Origin of the sequence: Xanthomonas sp. NCPPB 1068 (genome assembly GCF_041479385.2) — a bacterium.
Taxonomy (GTDB): Bacteria; Pseudomonadota; Gammaproteobacteria; order Xanthomonadales; family Xanthomonadaceae; genus Xanthomonas; species Xanthomonas cannabis.
The window spans coordinates 1,206,243-1,222,582 of the sequence record NZ_CM192986.1; the positions used below are offsets into that span (position 1 = coordinate 1,206,243).

Consider the following 16,340-nt stretch of genomic DNA (forward strand, 5'->3'; position numbering starts at 1 on the left):
CGACACGCCGCAGCGCACTGCAAGGCAGGGATGTCGGTCAAGACGCAGTGCGCGGACGCAGCTTCTGCACGCGGTAGAACGTGTGGTCGCCGATGGTGGCAACCTGATAGGCGTTACGCCAGCTCGGGCTGGCGATTGCACTGGCGGCGAAGTGGCTCGCGCCTGGCACGATCTCCTTGCGCTGCCCCACGGGCAACGCCCAGTTGCGCTCCGCAGCCAGGGCCACGCCCAATGCCTTGTTCCAGGCATCGTCGTTCTTCAACTGCGTACCCGGAGAGACGATGGTGGGTGCGAACTGCTTGCGCGCGGTCACCACCTGGCACATCGAGTCGCCCCACAGTCCGCTATCCAACCGACGCAACGCAACTTCTGCAACGGCCTGCTGGCCACGCAAGGTCTGGTCGCGCGCTTCCAGGTAGACGGTGGTACTCAAACACAACGAATCTGCAGCAGGCTGCGGCAATAATTGCGACAGCCAGAGTATCCAAGCCAGTTTCATAGAACTCCTTGCTCCGTATGGGCCGATCCGCAGAGCGCCCAATGTGGGTGCACCAGTGCGAAGGGCTTGGCGTCATGGGGAGGCGACCTGTCACGGGCCGCCCGGTCTCCGGCGAAGAGAGATCTACCGGAGGTGCCCACCAAGTGGGTGGGTCAAAAAGTTGGCGCAAGGTAGGCGCCGATCACACAATCGTGGCTGAATGGGCGGGGTTGACGTGGCGTCAGCGCGGCCACGCCTACGTTGCGCAGGTGCCGGCTCACGCATCGCAACACGCTGCACGCGTCGCATTGGCAGAGCGACACGCGCGCTTTGCGAAACGGCAGGCGATGCAGCGCAAGCACGATGGCGCGCGCACCTTTTTTAGTTCACACGGCCTGCACGCACTGCGTGTTTGACAGTGAATACGCATGTGCTTTTCTGTCACATGAGACCGTTGCAACGCACGATGTCATTGCGCACGGCGCACGACAAAACCACTTACGTCGGCAAGGACGCGTTCCGGCATACAAGCACAAGCCGCATGCGCTTTATCGTCAGATGCACAATGACCGAAGCTGCGCCACGGTATGAAGTCAGCTCTCGGCGTACCGGCGTCGTTCGAGTTGGGTTGTTTACAACGTGGCAGCGAGTCGGCTGGCCTGGTTGATGGCACGCTTGGCATCCAGTTCGGCGGCCACGTCTGCGCCGCCGATCAGATGCGGTTGCTGACCGTTGGCCTGCAGCGCGGCAAGCAATTCGCGCCGCGGCTCCTGACCGGCGCAGACCACCACCGTGCCCACGTCGAGCAGTTGCTCGCTGCCGTCCACGCGGATGCGCAGGCCGGCATCGTCCACCCCCAGGTACTCCACACCACCGAGCATCTTGACGCCTTTGGCCTTGAGCGTTGCGCGGTGGATCCAGCCGGTGGTCTTGCCCAGCCGCGCGCCGGGGCGCCCGGGGCTGCGCTGCAACAGCCAGACCTGGCGGGCAGGGCGCTCAGGCTGCGGTTTGCACAGCGCGCCGCGTGCCTCGAAGGTCGGATCCACGCCCCACTCGGCCATCCAGCGCTGTGGATCCAGCGATACCGACGCACCCTCGTGCACCAGGAATTCGCCGACATCGAAGCCAATTCCACCGGCCCCGATGATCGCCACCTTGCCGGCGGCGACGTGGCGGCCCAGCACCACGTCCAGATAGCTGACCACCATCGGATGATCGGCGCCGGGAAAGTCCACCTTGCGCGGCTCGATACCGGTTGCCAGCACCACCTCGTCGAAGTCCTTCAGGTCGTCTGCCTTCACGCGCGTCTCCAGTCGCAGCTGCACGCCGGTGGCCTCGATGCGGTGGCTGAAATAGCGCAGCGTTTCAGTGAATTCTTCCTTGCCGGGAATGCGTTTTGCCACGTTGAACTGGCCGCCGATGGCGCTGCTCGCATCGAACAGCGTCACCCGGTGACCGCGTTCTGCCGCCACCGTCGCGCACGCCAGGCCCGCGGGTCCGGCGCCGACCACGGCGATGCGCTTGGGCGTGGCCGTGGGTGCGTAGACCAGCTCGGTTTCGTGCACGGCGCGCGGATTGACCAGGCAGGTGGCCAGCTTGTTTTCGAATACATGGTCCAGGCACGCCTGATTGCAGGCGATACACGTATTGATGGTGTGCGATTGCCCGGCGCGCGCCTTGTTGGCCCACTGCGGGTCGGCCAGCAACGGCCGTGCCAGCGACACCATGTCCGCCGCGCCATCGGCGAGGATGCGCTCGGCCACCTCCGGCATGTTGATGCGGTTGCTGGCCACCACCGGAATGCGCAGGTGCGGTTTGAGCTTGGCGGTCACGCTGGCGAATGCGGCGCGCGGAACCGAGGTGGCAATGGTCGGAATGCGCGCCTCGTGCCAGCCGATGCCGGAGTTGATGATGGTCGCGCCGGCCGCTTCGATCGCCTGCGCCTGTGCCAGGATCTCCTGCCACTGGTTGCCGTCCTCGACCAGGTCCACCAACGACAACCGGTAGATGATGATGAAGTCCTCTCCGCAGGCCTCGCGGATGCGGCGCACGATCTCCACGGCAAAGCGCATGCGTTTGGCTGCGTCGCCGCCCCAGGCGTCGCTGCGCTTGTTGGTACGCGCGGCGGTGAACTCGTTGATCAGATAGCCTTCCGATCCCATCACCTCCACGCCGTCGTAGCCGGCCTCGCGTGCCAGCCGCGCTGCGCGGGCGTACGCGGCAATCTGCCGGTCTACTGCCGATGCCGACAACGCGCGCGGGGTAAAGGGGTTGATCGGCGCCTGCAGTTTGGAAGGCGCCACCGACAACGGATGGTAGGCATAGCGCCCGGCGTGCAGCAGTTGCAGGCAGATCTTGGCGCCGTGCGCGTGTACCGCCCGGGTGACCTGGCGATGCGGGCGTACTTCCCAGGGCCACGACAGCTTGCCGCCGAAGGGTTTGAGCCAGCCCACCACGTTCGGCGAGAAACCGCCGGTCACGATCAGGCCGACACCGCCCTCGGCGCGCTCGGCAAAATACGCGGCCAGCTTGGGGAAATCGCGCGCGCGGTCTTCCAGCCCGGTGTGCATCGAGCCCATCAGGACCCGGTTGCGCAGTTGGGTGAAGCCCAGATCGAGCGGGGTGAACAGGTGCGGGAAGGCGGAAGGGCCGGTGGCGGGCGACATGGGATGGATACGCTGGCGTACGGAGTGCGCACGATGCCGTCAAACGGGCGTGGCGGCAAGCCCTGGTAGCGGATTTCGCTTCGCGACGGCACCGCAGGCACCATCGCGCCTTCCGTGCGCGCCACCGCCTTCTTGCGTACCGTCTGCCCATGCAGCCGCAGCGGGGCCAGATCCTGGCGTTCGTTGTCACCGGATGGCAGGCGTCGGCAGCGTGCCGCGCGTCCGCTGCCTCTGCCGTGCAAGCGGTGGCGTAGCCGCCGATGCGCTTACCAGCCGGCCAGCACCAGCTTGCCGATCGTGCTGCCGCTTTCCAGGCGCCGATGCGCCTGGCGCATATTCTCGGCGTTGATCGGCGACAGCGTCTCGGTGTGCGTCGAGCGTAGCTCGCCGGCATCGATCAGGCTCGCGGCGCGGTTGAGGATGCGGTGCTGTTCCACCATGTCGCCGGTCGCGTGGCGCGCCCGCGCGAACATGTGCTCCCAATGGATGCCGATGCACTTGGACTTGTAGGGGCCGCCAATGGTCAGCGCACCGCGCGGCTCCACGATCAGGCCGACATGTCCTTGCGGTGCCAGGACTTCGCCCAACTGCTGCCAGTAGCGGTCGGTATCGGCCAGATTCAGCGCCGCGTCCACGGTCTGCAGGCCCAGTGCCTGCAATTGCGCGTGCAGCGGCCGATGGTGGTCGATCACATGATGAGCGCCCATCTGCCGGACCCATTCGATGCTCTCCGGGCGCGATGCAGTCGCGATCACCGTGAAGCCGGCGTGCCGTGCCAACTGGATCGCGATCGACCCAACGCCACCAGCACCGCCGATGATCAACAGGTGCCGGCCGCGTTGACGCGCGCCGTCGAAGGCGAAGGGCATGCGCTGGAACAGCAGCTCCCAGGCCGTCAGGGTGGTCAGCGGCAATGCCGCTGCCTGCGCAAAGCTGAGCGAGGTCGGCTTGCAGCCGGCAATGCGTGCATCCACCCACTGGAACTGCGCGTTGCTACCCGGCCGGCCGACATCGCCGGCGTAATACACCTCATCGCCTATCGCAAAAGCGGTCACCTCCGGACCGACCGCTTCGATCACTCCGGCCGCGTCGTAGCCCAGGATCATCGGCTCGGGCAAGGCCTGCGGCGTGGACGCGCGTACCTTGGTGTCGACCGGATTCACGGAGATCGCTTCCACCCGTACCAATAAGTCATACCCCGAGGGCGCTCCAGGGCTCGGCACCTCGATGTCAAGCAGCGATGCGGGGTCGTCGATCGGCAAGTATCTGGTGAGGGCGACGGCTTTCATCGGGGCGCTCCTGATGGGAAGTTCAGGGTGCGTTGTGAAGTCAGTGCGCTGCAACCACGCACCCCACAATTCAGCTCGCACGGGGCCTGGCGTTCACCTATGTGGTTTTCCTGCCACGCTGGGACACCGGAAAGTGCCTTGCATGGAACCGTCTTCAATCGCCTCGATTCGGCTGATGTTCATGTGCTTCGATAAGCGAAAGTGAGCGCCGGGCCCTTTTCTTCATGAAACTGTATACGTAATATCGAGTGGGCTCGGCGGCCCTGGCGATTGCTTTCACATGTTATATGACCGTTAACGCGATCTTCACCGAGGCCGGCTTAATCTGCGCCCCGATGGCTCTGGATGTGACGAGCATCTTTACCAAGAACACCGCCTCTATCGGTTTTATCTCCCAAAGAAGGAGCTGTATAAATGAACAAGAAAATTCTCACTGCCGCGTTGCTCGGCGGTCTGGCAGTGGCCCAGGCTGCTTCCGCGCAGGAGTTCGATGACCGTTGGTACCTGACCGGTAGCGCTGGCTTCAACTTCCAGGACAGCGATCGCCTGACCAATGATGCTCCGTTTGTCACCCTGGGCCTGGGCAAGTTTGTCAGCCCGAACTGGTCGATCGACGGTGAACTGAACTATCAGAACCCGAACTTCGACGCCAACCAGGACCAGAACTGGAGCCAGTACGGCATCTCGTTCGACCTGCGTCGCCACTTCATCCAGGAAGGCCGCGGCTGGAACCCCTACCTGCTGTTCGGTCTGGGCTACCAGCGTTCGGAAGAAGAATTCGACGCGACCCCGAACCCGGTGTCGCCGGGCCAGCAGAAGGACGGCAACTTTGCCGCCAAGGCTGGTGTCGGTCTGCAGACCACCTTCGACAAGCGCGTCGCCGTGCGTGCTGAACTGGCCTACCGCGCCGACTTCAACGACCAGAGCGTTGCTGCTCCGCAGGAAGACTGGTTCGGCGACGTGCTGGCTTCGGTCGGCGTCGTGATCCCGCTGGGACCGGCTCCGTCGACCGCTCCGCCGCCGGCTCCGGCTCCGGTTGCTCCCAGCTGCGCCGATCTGGATGACGACGGTGACGGCGTCAACAACTGCGACGACAAGTGCCCGAACTCGCAGCCTGGCCAGACCATCGGTCCGGACGGTTGCCCGGTTCCTGTCTCGATCGACCTGAAGGGCGTGAACTTCGACTTCAACAAGTCGACCCTGCGTCCGGATGCCGTGTCGATCCTGAGCGAAGCGACCGAAATCCTGAAGCGTTACCCCGACCTGAAGGTCGAGGTTGCCGGTCACACCGACTCGAAGGGTACCGACGCGTACAACCAGAAGCTGTCCGAGCGTCGTGCGACCACCGTGTACGACTACCTGACCAAGAACGGCGTCGATGCGTCGCGTCTGGTTGGCCCGATCGGCTACGGCGAGAGCCGTCCGATTGCTCCGAACGCCAACCCGGATGGTTCCGACAATCCGGAAGGCCGTGCGAAGAACCGTCGTACCGAGCTGAACGTCCAGAACTAATCTGGCCGCTGGCTTGCTTCATACAAAACCCGGCCTCGTGCCGGGTTTTGTCTATGTGTGATCCGAAAACTCCCGAATTCAGCCGCAGCCGGACCGCCATGCTGTCTGCGTTGCCATCGATATGCGGTTCCTGTTGAAAACAGCGTTCATCGCTGCCTACACTCGCCGCGTCGACACCACACTTTTACTGGAAGAACCACGATGCTGCGTACCGCTTCGGCAGGATTGCTCTGTCTCGCCTTGATTCCCGCCGCCTACGCCGCACCGAACTGCGCCGGCAACACGGTCTCCCAGCCGCTGCCGTTGCCCGCCACCGTCATCGCGCCGGCCGCTGCCGAGTTCTATGCCCGCAGCGTGCAACTGGGCATGCCCACCGGCGTGCTGGCACAGCCGTACAGCAGTGATCAATCGGTCGACCGCGTGCTGCTGCGCCTGCGCGTGGAAGGCTGCCAGGACCTGGCCAAGGTCATTCCACCGGGCGGCACCGTCAACCCGAACGATCCGGCGGCCTACAAGGCCACGACCGCTTTCGACAACACGCCGTGGCGCTTTGACATGAGCCAGAACGGCAAGCGCATGACCGCCGAAGAATTTGATGCCTGGATGAAGGCGCGCGGCGTGCGCGTGGTCAAGGCGCGTCCGGTGGCTGCACCGGCGCCGGCTGCGCCTGCTGCCGACGCCAAGCCGGTCGAAACCAAGTAAGCCGCACGGTCGGGACGGCATGACCCGGCGACCACCGCCGGTGACGTCCCGGCCTCGTCAGCGCGCCTCGGCTGCATCGGTGCGCGGCGTGCGTGCATCGGCTGCAGGTGCCGCTCACTCTGCGCCACGCCATGGGCTGGCGCGGGTGTTGTCCAAGCTGGGTGTGTGTTCGCGCACCGAAGCGGCGCGCTGGATCGTCGATGGGCGGGTCAGCGTCGCCATGCGGGTGATCCGCGACCCCGAGTTTCCGATCCGCACCGACCAGCAGGCATCCATCACCGTCGATGGTCAGCCGCTGGCCGGGCCTGCGCGCGTGTACCTGATGCTCAACAAACCGCGCGGTGTGGTGACCACTGCCCGCGACGAGCAGGGCAGGGACACCGTTTACCGCTGCTTCGATGGCGCCGGTCTGCCGTGGATCGCGCCGGTGGGGCGGCTGGACAAGGCCAGCGAGGGGCTGCTGCTCTTCAGCAATGACCCGCAATGGGCTGCGGCAGTGACCGACCCGGGCAGCGGGCCGGACAAGACCTATCACGTGCAGATCGATTGCCGCCCGAGCGCCGAGCGGCTGGCGCAGCTGCAGGCCGGGGTGGTCGACCCCGACCCGGACGGCGGCGGGGCGTTGCTGCGCGCCAAACAGGTGCGCTTGTTGCGCGAAGGCGAGCGCAATGCCTGGCTTGAAATCGTGCTGGACGAAGGCCGCAACCGGCAGATCCGCCGGCTGCTGGCGGCCGTGGATATCGGTGTGCTGCGGCTGGTGCGCGTGGCGATCGGTTCGCTGGCAATGGGGGCGCTGGGCAAGGGCGCCTGGCGCGAGCTCAGTGCGGCGGAAGTCCGGGCGCTGATGTCGGCTCCCGCCAGCGCGCCAGGCGCGCGCTGAGCAAGGCGCCGACCACTTCGACAGCGCGCGCATCGCCAGCACCGTTGGCGTCATGGCGCCGCCCCTTGGCGTGGTTGCAGCTGGCACAGGCCAGCGCGAGATTGCGTGCGTCGTTAGGGGCGTCGCCGACCAGCGCGCAGAGCGCGGCGGCGGCGCGCCGGCCGAACCAGGCCTGCGGCACCACGTGTTCCAGGGTGGTGTGGCCGAGCGGCTCGCCGTCGGCACGGACCTGCAGGCGCCGCCGGCAATGCAGGCAGCGGGTTTCCCAGCGATCGGCAAGCAGCTGCGCCTGGGCATCGGTCTGCGCCGCGAGCAGAAGCCGTTGGCGCAGGACCGTGCGCATGCTCAGGACTTGATGACGTCCAGTTCGCGGCCGATCTTGATGAAGGCATCGATGGCCTGATCCAGGTGCTCGCGGGTGTGTGCGGCGCTGATCTGGGTACGGATGCGCGCCTGCCCCTTGGGCACCACCGGGAAGAAGAAGCCGATGGCGTAGATGCCTTCTTCGAGCAGGCGCTCGGCAAACTTCTGCGCCAATGGCGCGTCGTAGAGCATCACCGGGCTGATCGGGTGCACGCCGGGCTTGAGATCGAAGCCGGCTGCGGTCATGCGCTCACGGAAGTAGCGGGTGTTCTCCACCAGCTGCGTGCGCAGCTCGCCGGCCGCGTCCAGCATCTCGAACGCCTTGATGCCGGCGGCCACCACGTGCGGCGGCAGCGAGTTGGAAAACAGGTAGGGCCGCGAACGCTGGCGCAGCAGTTCGATCACTTCGCGCCTTGCGGTGGTGAAGCCGCCCAGTGCGCCGCCCATGGCCTTGCCCAGGGTGCCGGTGAAGATGTCGATCTGGTCCAGCACGCCCTTGACCTCGGCCGAGCCACGACCGCTGGCGCCCAGGAAGCCGGTGGCGTGGCATTCGTCGATGTGCACCAGCGCGTTGTACTTGCGGGCCAGGGCAGTGATCTCGTCCAGCGGGGCGATGAAGCCGTCCATCGAGAACACGCCGTCGCTGGTGATCAGCTTGGTCTTGCAGCCGGCCGCGTCGGCGGCCTGCAGCTGCGCTTCCAAGTCGGCCATGTCGCAGTTGGCGTACCGGAAACGCTTGGCCTTGCACAGGCGCACGCCGTCGATGATGGAGGCATGGTTGAGCGCGTCGGAAATGATCGCATCCGCTTCGCCGAGCAATGGTTCGAACAGGCCGCCGTTGGCGTCGAAGCAGGCCGCGTAAAGGATGGTGTCTTCGGTGCCGAAAAACTCGGCGATGGTGCGTTCCAGTTGCTTGTGCAGGTCCTGGGTGCCGCAGATGAAACGCACCGACGCCATGCCGAAGCCATGCGTGTCCAGCGCGTCCTTGGCGGCCTGGATGATGTCCGGGTGGTCGGCCAGGCCCAGGTAGTTGTTGGCGCAGAAGTTCAGCACGCTGCGGCCGTCTGCCAGGGTGATCCGGGCCGACTGCGGGCCGGTGATGATGCGCTCGGACTTGAACAGGCCCTGGGACTGGAGGGTCTCCAGTTCGGCGGCGTAGTGGGCGGTGAGCGCGGCAGGCGGACGGGTCATGGCGGTCGCTGTGGCAAAGAAAGAAGCGCAATGTTAACGATCACAATGGCATACCACTACGTCATGCAAAATCGGCATAAGCGGCGGCGTGGATGTCATTTCACCGCCCGCGTGCCGCTGCGCAGCATGGCATGCTTGCTGTTCAGCTGCGCCCACCGGCCAGGAGATCGTTGTGACACACCCCCGTATCCGTCTTGCTTCCCTGTTCTGCACGCTGCTGGCGCTGGCTGGCCCGGCCGGCGCGCGTGATATCGGGCTGCTCAACGTGAGCTACGACCCCACCCGCGAGTTCTACCGCGACTACAACACCGCCTTCGCAGCCCAGTGGAAGCAGCAGCATCCGCAGGACACGGTGACGGTGGAAACCTCGCATGGCGGGTCGGGTAAGCAGGCGCGGGCGGTCATCGACGGCATCGAAGCCGATGTGGTCACCCTGGCACTGGCCTACGACGTGGACGCGATTGCCGAAAAGGCCAAGCTGATCGACAGCGATTGGGAAAAGCGGCTGCCGGACAACAGCGCCCCTTACACGTCGACGATCGTGTTCCTGGTGCGCAAGGGCAACCCGAAAAATATCCACGACTGGCCGGACCTGCTGCGCTCGGGCGTGGCGGTGGTGACGCCGAACCCGAAGACCTCCGGCGGTGCGCGCTGGAACTATCTGGCCGCCTGGGCCTATGCCGACCACATCTTCAAGGGCGACCGCGAGCGCATCCTGCGCTACATGCAGGCCTTGTTCCGTAACGTGCCGGTGCTCGATACCGGTGCACGCGGCGCTACCACCACCTTCGTCCAGCGCGGGATCGGCGATGTACTGCTGGCCTGGGAAAACGAGGCGCTGCTGGCGCGCGAGGAACTGGGCAAGGACAAGTTCGAGATCGTGGTACCGAAGCTGTCGATCCTGGCCGAGCCGTCGGTGGCGCTGGTGGACAAGAACGTGGACAAGCACGGCACCCGTGATGTGGCCGAGGCCTATCTTCGCTACCTGTATGCACCGGAAGGCCAGAAGCTGGCTGCCAAGCACTTCTATCGCCCGCGGCATCCGGAGTTCGCCGATCCGGCGGATGTGGCCCGCTTTCCCGACATCAAGCTGGTGACCATCCAGCAGGCCTTCGGCTCGTGGGACAAGGCACAGCAGGAACACTTTGCCGACGGCGGTCTGTTCGACCAGATCCAGGCCAAGAAGTAGCCATGCAGACATCGGTTGCATCCGGCACGGTGTCGCCATCGCGCCGGCGCGTGATGCCGGGGCTGGGTCTGAGTCTGGGCATCACCCTGACCTGGCTGGGCCTGATCGTGCTGATCCCGTTGCTGGGGATTTTCATCAAGACCAGTGGGCTGGGCTGGGAGGGGCTGTGGAAGGTCTGGAGCGAGCCGCGCGTGCTGTCGGCGTTGCAGGTGAGCTTCGGCACCGCGTTCGCGGCCGGTGCCTTCAATGCGGTGATGGGCACGTGGGTGGCCTGGGTGTTCGTGCGCTACAGCTTTCCGGGCAAGCGCTTGTTCGATGCGGTGATCGATCTGCCGTTCGCGTTGCCCACGGCAGTGGCCGGTATTGCGTTGACCGCGTTGTATGGCGGCAACGGCTGGGTCGGGCGTTGGCTGGAGGTGATCGGCATCAAGGTGGCCTACACCCAGCTGGGCATCGTGCTGGCGCTGGTGTTCGTGGGCCTGCCGTTCGTGGTACGGGTGGTGCAGCCGGTGCTGGCCGAAAGCGAGCGGGAGCTGGAAGCGGCTGCCGCCACGCTGGGCGCCTCGCGCTGGCAGACGGTGTGGCGGGTGGTGCTGCCGGGGCTGTGGCCTGCGGTGCTGACCGGCTTTGCCCTGGCGTTTGCGCGCGGGGTGGGTGAGTACGGCTCGGTGATCTTCATTGCCGGCAACCTGCCCAATTCCACCGAGATCGCGCCGCTGCTGATCACCATCCGGTTGGAAGAGTTCGACTACGCCGGCGCCACCGCGATTGCGGCGGCCATGTTGCTGCTGTCGTTCGTGATCCTGCTGCTGGTCAATACGTTGCAGGCACGCCTGCTGCGCTATCAACGGAGGCCCGCATGAGCGATGCTGTCTCATCGTTGCCCTCCCTGTTGCAGACACGCACGATGACCGAGCAGGCGCGCCGCATCACCGACTCGGCCACCAATGAGCCGCGCTGGGTGCAGTGGTTGATGATCCTGGGCGCGTTGGCCTTCCTGCTGGCCTTCCTGCTGCTGCCGCTGGTGCTGGTGTTCGCCGAGGCGTTGCGTGGCGGCTGGGATACCTTCCTGCGCGCAGTGGTCGATCCGGATGCGTTGTCGGCGATCAAGCTGACCTTGCTGGTGACCGCGATCGTGCTGCCGTTGAATCTGGTGTTCGGCGTGGCCGCTGCGTGGGCCATCAGCAAGCATCAGTTCCGGGGCAAACGCTTGCTGGTCAGCCTGATCGACCTGCCGTTCTCGGTGTCGCCGGTGGTGGCGGGCCTGATCTTCGTGCTGATCTTCGGGCGCAGTGGCTGGGCCTGGCCGCTGATCGACGAAGGGTGGCGGGTGCAGCTGCCGGCGCTGGGCGAATTCGTGATCCAGCTGCCGCGGATCGTGTTCGCGTTGCCGGGCATCGTGCTGGCAACGACGTTCGTCACTTTCCCGTTCATCGCGCGCGAGCTGATGCCGCTGATGGAGCAGCAGGGCAGCGACGAAGAGCTCGCTGCACTGAGCCTGGGTGCGAGCGGCTGGCAGATGTTCTGGCGGGTGACCCTGCCCAATATCCGCTGGGGCCTGCTGTACGGCGTGCTGTTGTGCGCGGCGCGCGCGATGGGCGAGTTCGGTGCGGTATCGGTGGTGTCCGGGCATATTCGCGGACGCACCAACACGCTGCCGCTGCACGTGGAAATTCTCTATAACGAATACGCCTACAGCGCCGCATTTGCCTGCGCCTCGCTGCTGGCCTTGACCGCGCTGCTGACGCTGGCGTTGAAGACATATCTGGAATGGCGGCACGGCGATGCGCTGGCCGCCAACCACCGCCACTGAGGTGACCATGGGCATCCGCATCCACCGCCTGCGCAAGCAGTTCGACACCTTCACCGCGCTGGACGACATCACCCTGGACGTGCGCCAGGGCGAGTTGCTGGCCCTGCTCGGTCCCTCAGGTTCGGGCAAGACCACCTTGCTGCGGATCATGGCCGGGCTGGAGCATGCCGATGTCGGGCAGGTGCTGTTCGGCGACGAAGACGCCACCCGCATGAGCGTGCAATCGCGCCGGGTCGGCTTCGTGTTCCAGCACTATGCGCTGTTCAAGCATATGGACGTGTTCGAGAACATTGCCTTCGGGCTGCGCGTGCGGCGTGGCAACGAGCGCTGGGCCGAAGCGCGCATCCGTGCACGCGTGGAAGAGCTGTTGGCGCTGGTGCAGTTGCAGGGCCTGGAGCAGCGCTATCCCACCCAGCTCTCCGGCGGCCAACGGCAGCGCGTGGCATTGGCGCGCGCGCTGGCGATCGAGCCGCGCGTGCTGCTGCTGGACGAGCCGTTCGGTGCGCTGGATGCGCAGGTGCGTCGCGACCTGCGGCGCTGGCTGCGCGAGCTGCACGAGCGCACTGGCCTGACCACGGTGTTCGTGACCCACGATCAGGAAGAGGCGCTGGAACTGGCCGACCGCGTGGCCATCCTCAACCGCGGCCGCATCGAGCAGCTCGACACGCCGGCGATGATCTACGACAAGCCGGCCTCCCCATTCGTGTATTCGTTTGTGGGGGCGGTGAACCGCATTCCCGGGGTGCTGGCGCAGGGGCAGATCCAGGTGGCCGGGCATGCGCTGCCGCTGGCCAATGCCGCGCTGGCTGCAGGGCCGGTCGAGGTTTACGTGCGGCCGGAAGATCTGGTCCCCGACGAGGCGGGCTGGCCGGCCACGGTGGCCTGGTCGCAGCGTAGCGGGGCGCGTCTGCGCCTGCGCGCGACGCTGGAGCCGGCAGGCAACGAGGTAGAGGTGGAGCTGCCGGCGTCGGCCGGAAGTTTTCAGCCAGGGCAGCAACTACGCCTGGCAGCGCGCCACTACGGCGTGTTTTCTGCCTGACCTAGCCGGCTGGTACTAGCCGGGACTCGGGATGGGGGATTGGTGATAGGGATTGGGGCACGGCAGGGATTCTCTTCGCTGTGGCCAATCCCCAATCTCCACTCCCGTCCCATCAAGATTCGGCTCTGCCGGTCGATGAGACGGAGGCCTGATCGGCGTCATCGGCTTGTGCAGGATGTGCGCTGGATCCAGCGAGCGCGACGTTCATGTTGCGCTGCAATGACAGTTCGACTAAGAAGTCAGTGCAGCTCGCTTCGCGCCATCCGCCCGCCCATCGCTCCAGGAGATGCCCCATGAAGCAGACCCCGCTCGCCTGTCGTCTGTCGTTGCTGTTGTTGTCTGTCGTGCCGCTGGCACAAGCGCAGGAGGAAGACGCGCCTGCCTCGCCACTCAGCGGGACCTTTGCGGTGACCAGCGACTACCTGTTCCGCGGTATCTCGCAGACCAACGAAGACCCGGCGTTCCAGGCCGGGCTGACCTACAAGTTGCCGTATGGCTTTTACGTCGGCACCTGGGGTTCCAATGTCGACTACGGCGCTGGCGATCCGGATTGGGAAGTGGACGGCTTCGTCGGCTACAACACCGACCTGAGCGCCAACTTCAACCTGGATGTGATGGTGAACCGCTATCAATACCTGGGCGCGGGCGCATCCAACTACGCCGAGCTGATCACCAAGACCACATTCCTGAAAACCTACAGCCTGACCCTTGCCTACACCAACGATCTGTACGGCACCGACACGGACGGCTACTACTACGCGCTGGATGCCAATTGGGCATTGCCGCACAACTTCACCATTGGCGCCCATGCCGGGCACAGCATCTACACCGCCGCACTCAGCAAGGTGGACCACGACTACAACGATTTCGGCGTCAACGTGGGCAAGACCTTCGGCCCGCTGGGCCTGACCGTGGGCTATTACGACACCAGCGAAGCGGCCGAATTCGGTTTTGGCCGGCAGAATTCGCAGAACCATCTGGTCGCGACTGCGACGGTCACCTGGCCGTGATGGCGATGGACTAAACAGCGGCTCTGACGAGTCGGCTGTGAAGTGGTGAGGCGGCAAGAGTGGCTACGTGGATTCTTCGCCGCCTGTTTAAACGACGCTTTGCTTTAAATCTTGGTTGTTTTGTTTTGGCGTGATTGCATCGTGCGGATCGATCACTTGTAGAGCGGTTGATCTGTGTCTTGGCTGCAGGGCCCTTGCCCGCCCACCATCGCGGGACACGCTGCAAGTACGTCCATGTAGCTCCGTGGCGGCATCCATGCCGCCAAGGGTCCCGCGACGGTGGGCGGGCAAGGACCAGTTGAGACGGTCCTTGCGTCGCGTTTTCAAAAAGCACCAGTAAACCGTCTGACGCGGTGTTTTGTTCTCGATCAAGCAGCTGGAAAACTGGCGCGTGCGGTTTTTCGTTCTTTATGTGCAATCAGCCAACTGTCTGGTGCGGTGTCCTCGCCGATTGCGGGACCGTTGGCGGCATGGATGCCGCCATCGAGCCTCCACGGACGGATTCACGGCGTGTCCCGCGAGCGGTGAGGGCACCGCGCCCTCGACGCTGAGGCTTGGCTGCAGGGCCCTTGCCCGCCCACCGCCGCGGGACACGCTGCAAGTACGTCCATGTAGCTCCGTGGCGGCATCCATGCCGCCAAGGGTCCCGCGACGGTGGGCGGGCAAGGACCAGTGGAGATGGTCGGTACGTTGCGTTTTCAAAAAAGCACCAGTAAACCGTCTGACGCGGTGTTTTGTTCTCGATCAAGCAGCTGAAAAAAACTGGCGAGTGCGGTTTTTTTGTTCTTTATGAGCAATTAGCGAACGGTCTGGTGCGGTGTCCTCGCTCACTCAACCGACTGAGCTTTGTCTGCATCCTCGCCGACGTCGCGTATCTTGAAGCGCTCGCCTGCACCCAAGGATCACCCGCTGCGTTTAAGCACTTCTGAAGACCGAAATACAAAAGGCGCCTCGCGGCGCCTTTTGCGTATCTGCACCATTAGCCAATCAATTCCAGCTCAACACAACCTTGCCGGCCTTGCCTTCTTCCATCAGGTCGAAGCCTTTCTGGAAATCGTCGATCGGCAACTGATGGGTCAGCACCTTGTGCAGCGGGAAACCCGACAGCACCAGCTGCGTCATCTTGTACCAGGTCTCGTACATCTTGCGGCCGTAGATGCCCTGCACGGTGAGACCCTTGAAGATGATCTTGTCCCAGTCGCAACCGGCGCCGCGCGGCATGATGCCGAGCATGGCGATCTTGCCGCCGTGGTACATGCAGTCGAGCATGTCGTTGAACGCGCGCGGGTTGCCGCTCATTTCCAGGCCCACGTCGAAGCCTTCCATGTGCAGGTCGGCCATGACGTCCTTGAGCGAGGTCTTGGAGACGTTGACCACGCGCGTGGCGCCCATGTCGGCGGCCAGCTTGAGGCGAAAATCGTTGACGTCGGTGACCACCACATTGCGCGCACCGATGTGCTTGCAGATGCCGGCGGCAATGATGCCGATCGGGCCGGCGCCGGTGATCAGCACGTCCTCGCCGATGACATCGAATTCCAGCGCGCAATGCGCGGCATTGCCGTACGGGTCGAAGAAGGCGGCCAGCTCGGACGGAATCTGGTCCGGAATTGGCCACAGGTTGGACGCCGGCATCACCATGTATTCGGCAAAGGCGCCGTTGACGTTGACGCCGATGCCGACCGTGTTCGGGCACAGGTGCGGACGGCCGCCGCGGCAGTTGCGGCAGTGGCCGCAGACGATGTGGCCTTCGGCCGAGACGCGCTGGCCCACTTGGTAGCCGGTAACCGCCGAACCGAGCTCGGCCACGCGGCCGACGAACTCATGGCCGATGGTCAGGCCGGGGGTGATGGTGCGCTGGCTCCACTCGTCCCACAGGTAGATATGCAGATCGGTACCGCAGATGGCGGTCTTTTCCAGCTTGATCAATACCTCGTTGGGGCCTGGCGTGGGCACGGGAACCTGTTCCAGCCAGATGCCTTTGTTCGCTTCGCGCTTGACCAGCGCCTTCATCGTCTGCGCCATCTGGCGGGGCCTGCTGAGTGAAAGATAAGCCGCCGATTATATGCGGGGGCCAGGCGTATGCATGTGGCGGTGCAAGAGCAATGGTCCCGGCGCAGTCCGGGTCGGGAGGTGGTGGTGATGGGTGGGTTGGCGGACAGGATGCGTCTGTTGCCGGGCGGTTGCCCCCATCCGCCCTTCGGGCACCTT

At 64.9% G+C, this 16,340-nt stretch carries 13 protein-coding genes and 1 pseudogene; 8 read left to right on the forward strand and 6 right to left on the reverse strand.

All coding sequences use genetic code 11. The annotated features are described in order from the left end of the window. Nucleotides 1–37: 37 nt before the first annotated feature. From ACCQ12_RS05175 to ACCQ12_RS05185, 3 genes are all read right to left on the reverse strand, one after another. A complete protein-coding gene (locus tag ACCQ12_RS05175; protein WP_039413190.1) occupies nt 38–499 on the reverse strand; it encodes a cell wall hydrolase in 462 nt (153 codons plus the stop codon). A 611-nt stretch (nt 500–1,110) separates the two neighbouring features. Then, nucleotides 1,111–3,144, reverse strand: a complete 2,034-nt coding sequence (locus ACCQ12_RS05180; protein WP_047695382.1) for an NADPH-dependent 2,4-dienoyl-CoA reductase — start codon at nt 3,142–3,144, stop codon at nt 1,111–1,113. 266 nt (nt 3,145–3,410) lie between these two features. Continuing rightward, a complete protein-coding gene (locus tag ACCQ12_RS05185; protein WP_372383087.1) occupies nt 3,411–4,433 on the reverse strand; it encodes a zinc-binding alcohol dehydrogenase family protein in 1,023 nt (340 codons plus the stop codon). A 414-nt stretch (nt 4,434–4,847) separates the two neighbouring features. Between ACCQ12_RS05185 and ACCQ12_RS05190 the strand changes: the two genes are divergently transcribed. From ACCQ12_RS05190 to ACCQ12_RS05200, 3 genes are all read left to right on the forward strand, one after another. Next, on the forward strand, nt 4,848–5,945 hold the full coding sequence (locus tag ACCQ12_RS05190) for an OmpA family protein (protein WP_029219243.1): 1,098 nt from the start codon (nt 4,848–4,850) through the stop codon (nt 5,943–5,945). A 201-nt stretch (nt 5,946–6,146) separates the two neighbouring features. Next, a complete protein-coding gene (locus tag ACCQ12_RS05195; RefSeq protein WP_184372237.1) occupies nt 6,147–6,647 on the forward strand; it encodes a hypothetical protein in 501 nt (166 codons plus the stop codon). Nucleotides 6,648–6,666: 19 nt separating this feature from the next. Further along, nucleotides 6,667–7,527 (forward strand): pseudouridine synthase, encoded by an 861-nt coding sequence (locus ACCQ12_RS05200; RefSeq protein WP_372383088.1) that lies wholly within the window; start codon nt 6,667–6,669, stop codon nt 7,525–7,527. On the opposite strand, the gene ACCQ12_RS05205 is transcribed toward ACCQ12_RS05200, so the two are convergent. Both ACCQ12_RS05205 and kbl read right to left on the reverse strand, forming a co-directional pair. Then, nucleotides 7,466–7,870, reverse strand: coding sequence for an HNH endonuclease (locus ACCQ12_RS05205; protein WP_166750197.1), 405 nt, complete (start codon nt 7,868–7,870; stop codon nt 7,466–7,468). The two genes, ACCQ12_RS05200 and ACCQ12_RS05205, sit on opposite strands and share 62 nt — an antisense overlap. A gap of 2 nt (nt 7,871–7,872) precedes the next feature. Continuing rightward, nucleotides 7,873–9,081, reverse strand: a complete 1,209-nt coding sequence (kbl, locus tag ACCQ12_RS05210; protein WP_166750196.1) for a glycine C-acetyltransferase — start codon at nt 9,079–9,081, stop codon at nt 7,873–7,875. A gap of 92 nt (nt 9,082–9,173) precedes the next feature. Here kbl and ACCQ12_RS05215 point away from each other — a divergent pair. From ACCQ12_RS05215 to ACCQ12_RS05235, 5 genes and pseudogenes are all read left to right on the forward strand, one after another. Continuing rightward, nucleotides 9,174–10,270 (forward strand): annotated as a pseudogene (locus tag ACCQ12_RS05215) (sulfate ABC transporter substrate-binding protein). Nucleotides 10,271–10,272: 2 nt separating this feature from the next. Further along, nucleotides 10,273–11,133, forward strand: coding sequence for a sulfate ABC transporter permease subunit CysT (cysT, locus tag ACCQ12_RS05220; protein WP_372383089.1), 861 nt, complete (start codon nt 10,273–10,275; stop codon nt 11,131–11,133). Next, nucleotides 11,130–12,083, forward strand: coding sequence for a sulfate ABC transporter permease subunit CysW (gene cysW / locus ACCQ12_RS05225; protein ID WP_184439640.1), 954 nt, complete (start codon nt 11,130–11,132; stop codon nt 12,081–12,083). Before cysT ends, cysW begins: the two co-directional genes overlap by 4 nt. Nucleotides 12,084–12,090: 7 nt before the next feature. Beyond that, nucleotides 12,091–13,122: a sulfate/molybdate ABC transporter ATP-binding protein gene (locus ACCQ12_RS05230; RefSeq protein WP_372383090.1), complete on the forward strand. Its 1,032-nt coding sequence runs from the start codon at nt 12,091–12,093 to the stop codon at nt 13,120–13,122. Between the two features lie 293 nt (nt 13,123–13,415). Then, a complete protein-coding gene (locus ACCQ12_RS05235) occupies nt 13,416–14,132 on the forward strand; it encodes a TorF family putative porin (RefSeq protein ID WP_372383091.1) in 717 nt (238 codons plus the stop codon). Between the two features lie 987 nt (nt 14,133–15,119). Here the strand turns inward: ACCQ12_RS05235 and tdh are convergent. Then, nucleotides 15,120–16,154 (reverse strand): L-threonine 3-dehydrogenase, encoded by a 1,035-nt coding sequence (gene tdh, locus ACCQ12_RS05240; protein ID WP_179455019.1) that lies wholly within the window; start codon nt 16,152–16,154, stop codon nt 15,120–15,122. Nucleotides 16,155–16,340: the final 186 nt, after the last annotated feature.